The organism is Bartonella sp. MR168JLCBS (assembly GCF_042194175.1).
In genome coordinates this window covers 283401-291077 of sequence record NZ_JBHIMP010000002.1, presented here as the reverse complement: position 1 = coordinate 291077, position 7677 = coordinate 283401, and the positions used below count along the sequence as shown (strand labels likewise).

At 36.2% G+C, this 7677-nt stretch carries 5 protein-coding genes; 1 reads left to right on the top strand and 4 read right to left on the bottom strand.

Annotated elements, in window-relative coordinates; translation table 11 throughout:
• Positions 1-4655, bottom strand: a 4655-nt coding sequence (locus ACFIK8_RS03205) for a pertactin-like passenger domain-containing protein (protein ID WP_375668960.1), incomplete at its 3' end; no start/stop codon positions are given.
• A 563-nt stretch (positions 4656-5218) separates the two neighbouring features.
• On the opposite strand from ACFIK8_RS03205, the gene ACFIK8_RS03200 reads away from it, so the two are divergent.
• On the top strand, positions 5219-6508 hold the full coding sequence (locus ACFIK8_RS03200) for an MFS transporter (protein WP_375636532.1): 1290 nt from the start codon (positions 5219-5221) through the stop codon (positions 6506-6508).
• Here the strand turns inward: ACFIK8_RS03200 and ACFIK8_RS03195 are convergent.
• From ACFIK8_RS03195 to ACFIK8_RS03185, 3 genes are read right to left on the bottom strand one after another with little or no spacing between them, the layout of a single operon-like run.
• A complete protein-coding gene (locus tag ACFIK8_RS03195) occupies positions 6505-6768 on the bottom strand; it encodes a hypothetical protein (RefSeq protein WP_375668959.1) in 264 nt (87 codons plus the stop codon). The two genes, ACFIK8_RS03200 and ACFIK8_RS03195, sit on opposite strands and share 4 nt — an antisense overlap.
• Positions 6758-6952: a hypothetical protein gene (locus tag ACFIK8_RS03190; RefSeq protein WP_375668963.1), complete on the bottom strand. Its 195-nt coding sequence runs from the start codon at positions 6950-6952 to the stop codon at positions 6758-6760. Before ACFIK8_RS03190 ends, ACFIK8_RS03195 begins: the two co-directional genes overlap by 11 nt.
• Positions 6934-7380, bottom strand: coding sequence for a DNA polymerase III subunit chi (locus ACFIK8_RS03185; protein ID WP_375636534.1), 447 nt, complete (start codon positions 7378-7380; stop codon positions 6934-6936). Before ACFIK8_RS03185 ends, ACFIK8_RS03190 begins: the two co-directional genes overlap by 19 nt.
• Positions 7381-7677: the final 297 nt, after the last annotated feature.

Genomic DNA, 7677 nt, shown 5'->3' with positions numbered 1-7677 from the left:
GTTAAAAAATGAGAAACTGAAAGCGTTTCTCTCAATTGTGGAGAAGGCTGTTCTTTATGAACTGGACGCAAAATCATTTGATCGGCTAAAGATTGTGAAGATTCTGAAACAATAGCCTGTTGCTTTCCGTCAGAAAAATGAAGAGAACTTGCTGGATATGCCCCTTCAATAATTTGACTTCCAAGAGTTGAAACAGTTAGAGATACAGAAGCTGGAGATTTTTGCCTTAAGTTTTGGCGGTTTTCTCTTCGATGTAGCAACTTAATAGCATGCTCTTTTGTAACTGTAATAGTTGAAAGAGAAGAAGCTGATTGATTTTGATTTAAATGCCACGTAGATCTACTCCTACTACGTGGCAAACTGTTGAGAAATGAAACATTATCAATAAATACCGCAGATAAATACCAAACTTTTTCACCCCCATCCTCATCAATTCTCTGTTTTAAACCATACATATAGGTTCCGCCATCAATAGTTTTAACATTTGCACCAGAAAAGCTTCTCAGAGTAAAATGTGCTCCTCCACTTTGATCAACAATTAAATCAAGTTCTGTTGAAGAAGGATCAACAATTTCAATACCGGAATCTACAATACTTATTGTGTGAGAACCACGGCCATTCTTGATAAAGAGATAATCACCCTCTCCTTCTGCAAGGCTGACATTAAAATCGAAATGTAGACTCCCAAAAAGATTATCAATATAAAGCTTAGAGTAATGTAAATTGGATTCTGTAGAAGTAAAAATAATATTTCCCACACCGCTTAGCTTCTTAATATAGGTTTCTGTGTTTCCATATCCAGTAGAAATAGAGTATAATTTAGCGTTTTCTCCCTCTAAATTAATATCGTCTACTGTTGTCTGATAATTTTTATATTCAGTATAAAAGCTATTATTTCCAGCATAAAGGTGGACTTGTCCAAAATCATGAATCTTTATTTTTCCTTCCAACATCGCACCAGCAAAAACCCATGAATTGGCTCCTTCTTTAATTGTTAGATTTTTTACAATGCTACCAGCATGAACTTCTTGAGCAGCATGGCGGTGTAAAGTCACAATATCCGCCTCTCCCCCTGCTAATACCCGCTGTACCCCACCCGCGAAAACCTCAGTATTCACGGCTAAGCCACCACTTTTTTGTACAAAATCATCATCATCTGCGAACCATTTAGCAAGAGTTTGTATTCCTCCACTCATCACTTTTGTTCCCACAGCCATCCCATCATCATATACATTCTGCTGTCCCGGCGTGTCACCTTGACCATAAAGTGTCGTGTTATAAGTGCTGCTCCCCACAATTTCACCATTTACATAACCCTCTCCGAAAACAAGCTGCTCCCCACCATAAATTTCAGCTCTCAATGCGGATCCTCCTCCCTCCACTCTTTGTTTTCCACCCTCGTAAATAATCGTAAATTCTGAGATCCCCTGTTCCCCTACAATCTCTGAACCACCATTTTCAATTGTTGTATTCTTACTAAAACCACCAGTCTCAACATAGAGTGTTGCAGTTTCTGGAACTGTATTATTAATGGATAATTTAAAATCATCCGTTTCTCCATCACCAGCAATATAAACTATGCTATTGTCACCAAGTATGGAGTTTTGTAAAATTTTTTCACCTAGACCAGTAATGAAATCCTCTGCATAAAAATTGAAATCACCTGTATAAGAATCGGCTATAGAATCTTCCGAAGGAGAAACAGTATTTTCTTGCTCAAAAGAGTTATCTATAGGCAACTCCGTATGAGATGGAGAAAAGATAGGAGTAGAAATTTTTTCCGATGTAGATGATGTCGATAAAGACCAAATCTTTCCACCGTTATGATCTTTTTTCTTTAGAGCGTACATGTAGACTCCATTATCAACAGTAGCTATCTCTTCACCCCCAAAATCTATCAGAGTAAAATGCGCATTTCCGCTTTGATCATGAATTAAATCAAGCTCCAAAACTAAGTTCTGATTTTGTAGAAGAGAATTGGTCATTTCAGCACCAGAATCGATAACGCTGATGGTGTGATGACCTGCTCCTTTTTTTATAAGAAGATAATCACCGCGCTGTTCTGCAAAATTAGTATTAAACCTAAAATGTAAATTACCTGAAAGATTACCGACCTCAAGTTTAGAGTAATGTGGATTAAACACGGTAGAAGTAAAAACAACGCGTCCATCCCCGCTTAGATCCTCAATCAGAGAGCTTTCACCATCCATCTTGGAAGCAATAGAGTATAATGTGGTATCTTTACCATTTAAAACAATTTTTTCTACTTCAGTATGAGATCGCTCAGCACCAGCATAAAGATAAATCCGTCCAGAATCATGAATCATGGTGTTTCCTTCTAATGTTGCACCAGAATGCAACCACGATTGTGCTTGATCCTTAATCGTTAAATCTTTTACATAGCCTCCTAAATCTATTGCTTGAAAAGCATTCCCTTGTAAGAGAACACCAATCGCGATTCCTCCTGCTAAAACGTGTTGTTCTCCACCAGAAAAGATCTTCGTATCAAATGCAAAACTGCTATAATGGTCTAGATCTTTTTCCACAAAAAGATTTTGTACCCCTCCTTCCATGATCTTTGTGCTAAAAACCTCTCCATCATCATACACATTCTGGTATCCTAGCACTCCATTTTTACCAGAAACGACAGTGTTATAGGCGCTACTCCTTACCATCTCACCTTTGATATCAAACTTTCCTGAAACAAACTGCTCACCACCGTAAATTTGAGCCCCTTCAGCTTTCCCCCCATCTTCAACCTTTTGTTTTCCCCCTCTCTTAACTGTACTATCCTGTGAAAGACCCTGTGTTCTAATAAGTTCAGTACCGCCTCTTTGAATTGTCGTATACAGGCTAAAACCACCGTTATAAACCGAAAGCTTTCCAGCATCTTTAACTATATTACTAATTGAAGTCTCTCCATTGCTATCAACTTTCTCACTGTTACTATCAAAGCTAGGATCAGCAATCGTAACAATCATTCCCTTTTCAATTGTGCGTTCTGTGAGATCATTCGATAATGAAGCCATCGCAGATGGTTGCAAGTTAAAATCAGAAAATAAAGAGGTATTTTCCTCATCAAGAGCATAATTCGCATCTAAATACCAAATTTTACCATTGCTCTTATTTTTTCTATGTTTCAAACTGTGCATGTAGGTTCCGGCATCAATAGCTCTGATTTTTTCACCAAAAGTATTTGTCAGAGTAAAATGAGCGTTTCCACTATGATCAGAAATTAATTTAAGCTTTTTGTGGGAAGGGGTTGTAACCTCACCTCCAGAATCAGTAACACTTATTGTATGATAACCTGAACCACTTTTTTTAATAACAAGATAATCACTAAGATGCTTGGCAAAGTTGACATTAAACTCAAAATGTAAAGAACCTGATAGATCATCAATATTAAGCTTAGAGTAATGCTTATCAGCCCCAAAAGATGTAAAAATAACTCTGCCACTTCCAGTTAAATTCTGGATATTAACCTGAGAGAGAGTAGCGTTATTTTTAGTTGCAATAGAGTATAACTTGGCATCTTCTCCATTTAAAATAAGATTTTCTACTTCCGTAACAGCTTCACCATTCCCAGCATAAAGATAGAGGTTGCCAAAATCATTAACATTTGTATCCTTATCTAATATTGCACCAGCAAAAACCCATGATTGTGCTTGGTGATTAATTGTTAGATTATCCGCGTATCCAGAATCATATATCTTCTGAGTAGCTCTATCATATAAAGTAACTTCGCTCGCATTCCCTCCTGCTAAGATATTCTGCGCACCATTTTTAAAAAGTTCGGTACTAAGTGCAAAAGCCCCCTCATTGATTGTAAAATCCTCATTTTCTGTATCAGCTGTATCAGTATCTTCTGAGAATCCATTATTAAAATTCTCTTTACCATCAAGATTCTGGACACCTCCTTTCATAACCTTTGTGTCAACAACCATCCCCCCACTATAGACACTTTGTAGTCCTAGGATTCCATCTTCAGCATAAATTTCGGTGTTATAAGCACTACTTTCCTTATCTTTACGCAACAAACCAGTTCCAAGAACCCCCTTACCAAAAATAATCTGCTCACCACCATAGATTTTAGCCCCCTCAGCATTTGCACCACTCTCAACAATTTGTTTACCACCTTTTTTAACAGTGGCATATTCTGAACTGCTCAGATTTTGGACGAATTCAATACCACCACTCTCAATTGTCGTATCCCTGCTAACACTTGCTGCATCAATGTAGAGTTTTCCACCTTCTTGAACCGTATTATTGATGGAATAGCCTGCATCTTCATATTTAAAGCTATTTATTTCAGAATCTTCAGAATCTTGATTAGTAATATAGATAGTAGCACCATCACTTATTATTGAATTTGTGAGTACTTCAAAGAATAGGTTTTCTAATCTCTCCCTTTCCTCTTCTGAAGACTTGCTTCCTTCTACTATCTGTTTATTCTCTATCCTTTTTGATCCCCCTTTTTTTTCTTTTAATCCCCTCACTTCCAATAACAATTTTTTTGTCTCTTCTAGATGTTCACTGATACTTACTGGTGTTAATAACTTTTCTTTTGGTGTCGCTACTCCATCTGCACTCGCAATCTTGACAAAAAAACCACTGGTCATTAATGCACAAAAACTTAATTTCAATTTGCATTGCATTATTCACACTCCATAATTTCAAATTTAAATTCCCCCATTTAGAAAAAAGTGCATAGACCAAAACAACTCAATGCAATTGCTCAACCTCATGTTTTTTAAGATAATAAAGCATTCGATGGACTACACTCTGACAGATCAAATATACACCCTGTGTTTTAAAATGCATGCACAACTAAAAGATTTAATTTCTTTTTGATACGCTTAAAAAGTGTTATAATTACATCTATGGAAAAATATTTTTGAGATACCAAAGGCTGGTCTATAAATAAGATTGATCCCTCAATAGATAAAAATGGCATTAAACATTAAAGGAAACAGTAATGTTAATGAGAGCGGCCTTTATATCCACATATTTCTTCCTCTACAGCATTTAAAACAGTGTCTTTATTCTACTTAACTTGGGTAATCTAAAGAACACTTATTCATGCTCATCAAGCCATAATCATTGTTCTAATATATAAGAAACGTCATAATATCGACTCGACAGTGATTTGAAATTTTTATAATTATAGTCAGTTAACTCATCATTTGATTTGTCATATACTGAAAGGGACATTCTATTCATGTCTATAAACTTAGAAATGCAAGGTACAAGAAACAGAAATTCCCCTCGTCGCATTTTGTTTGCAAGCCTTATTGGCCCAACAATTGAATTCTTTGATTTCTATGTCTTTGCCACTGCCGCAGCTCTCATATTTCCTCATGTGTTTTTTCCAACACAAAATGATCAGATTGCCATTTTACAATCTTTCCTGATCTTTGGAGCGGCCTTTTTTGCCAGACCCTTTGGATCAATTGTTTTTGGACATTTTGGAGATAAAATTGGAAGGAAAGCAACACTTATTGCTTCTCTTCTCACAATGGGTCTTTCAACAGTCATTATTGGTTTTCTTCCTACTTATGAAACCGCTGGATGGTTTGCCCCTTTCCTCTTGACCTTGTGCCGTATTGGACAGGGAATGGGATTAGGAGGAGAATGGGGAGGAGCTGTTTTGCTCGCAACAGAAAATGCCCCTCCAGAAAAGCGCGGCTGGTACGCGATGTTCCCCCAATTGGGTGTTCCAATCGGTTTATTTTTATCTATTGCCGTTTATTTAGGTCTGTTGCATTTCCTTGATCATGAAGAACTTTTAGCTTGGGGATGGCGCATTCCTTTTATTGCTTCAGTTGTTTTTATGATTATAGGATTATGGGTCCGTCTTTCAATCAATGAAACTGTTCAATTCAAAAAAACTCTTGAAAGTAAAGAACGTGTCAAAGTTCCTATCATCGATGTCTTTTTAAAATGTCCACGAATCCTATTTCTTGGAATATTTTCTGGTATGGCAACATTTGTTTTGTTTTACTTGGTCACCGCATATTTGTTAAGCTACTCAACAAACCATCTGCAATTGCCATTTTATCAAGCTCTTCAAGTCGAAATTGTTGGTGCTATTTTCTGTGGAATTTTTACTGTCATCACTGGAAAACTCGCTGATCGTATTAGACGTAGAACTTTGATGATTTGGGTTACAATTATCACCGGTATTTATTCTTTTGCAATTCCTTATTTCTTAAATTCTGGAGTTATAGGAGTCCTTGCAATGTCTGTTATCGGTTTGTCTATCATGGGGATGATATACAGTCCTCTTGGTGCTGTTTTGGCTTCACCATACCCAACAGCAATTCGATATACTGGTTCTTCTATTACTTTCAACTTATCGGGTATCGTAGGAGCCTCTCTTGCGCCTTATATTGCAGAATATCTGGTACAACATTTTGATACATCTTATATCGGCTATTATTTGCTTCTTGCTTCTTTTATTTCACTGATTTGCTTCGTCGGATTTACAGATGATGAAATATCCAACTAAAACATAATAAAGAAGAATAAAATAAGTACTGGCAGCAAAAATGCTGCCAGTTTCGTTTTTAAAGACATGGGTTGCGGTATTTTCCACCACAATATTCCTGCGAACAAGGCACTCAAAAAGAAAAATAAAAAATCTGCAATATTGCTTATATAAGCAACAGTAAACATTCCTGATAGGATATGTGTTGTTCCCAACCACGAAACGCAAAAAAAAGCCAATATCACAGCCCATAAAACAAGCAAAATTCGATCAATTATCATGATGCCGTTTCATTTTTTTAATTGTAGGACATATCTTTAATATGCCTAAAAGAAAAATCACAATAAAAACCCAACGCCCTCCCCCTGATCCTTTCGCAATAAAAAGCGCTGGATTTACTATTCCTATCAATCCTATAAAAATCAGAACAACAGAGATGAGACGCATTAAACTTGTTTTTCCCAACAACGATCTTCAGTCTGTTGCCAATACGTTAAATTATGATTTTCCATTTTATATTTTTTCCACTGTGCACGAACAAGACTCAACTGCTCATCATCTCTACCATCAAATATCACAACAAGCCGTTGATAAGTATCAATATTCGAACATACGGCTCCCTCTATGAGAAAACGAATCTTTGAATCATTCGGATTTTCTTGTCCTGTCGTCAAAAATACAGGCTGAAAGTTTGAATATTGATCACACTCAGTTCCATGTCCAATAAATGATTCATCCGCATAAACCCATAAATGCATATCTATAGAATCGCGTTGTTCTTCACTTACACATTGTATTGTTACCTTACCAAAACGAGCCAATGCACGCTCTACAAGCGTTGGCAAAATATCTTTCAGCGTTGACTGCGTCAAATGATAGAATAGAATATCCAACCTCTTAAGCCCTTATCACCCTTTATAAAAAGCTAACATCTTTTTTAGAGAAAATTCCATACCCACAGTATAAAAGGAAACGGTTCAAGATATAAACCCTCTTTTTTGATTGAGATGCATTATCTTTTTGCACGTGTCTTTAAAAGACAAAAAATTTTAATTTCAACGTTAATAAAAAATTTTTTTAAGTTATTTTCTAGATTCTTTGTAGACTATAGTTGAAAATAAAATATAATGTACGGAAAATTTAAAGAGGACCTCATAGGCAATTTTATATTATTTATTTGGTTAAAATAT

What these genes read in the sequence shown, in the direction of transcription:
- ACFIK8_RS03195 (WP_375668959.1), bottom strand. Translation starts at nt 6,768, where the DNA reads ATGATAATTGATCGAATTTTGCTTGTTTTATGGGCTGTGATATTGGCT.
- ACFIK8_RS03200 (WP_375636532.1), top strand. Translation starts at nt 5,219, where the DNA reads ATGTCTATAAACTTAGAAATGCAAGGTACAAGAAACAGAAATTCCCCT.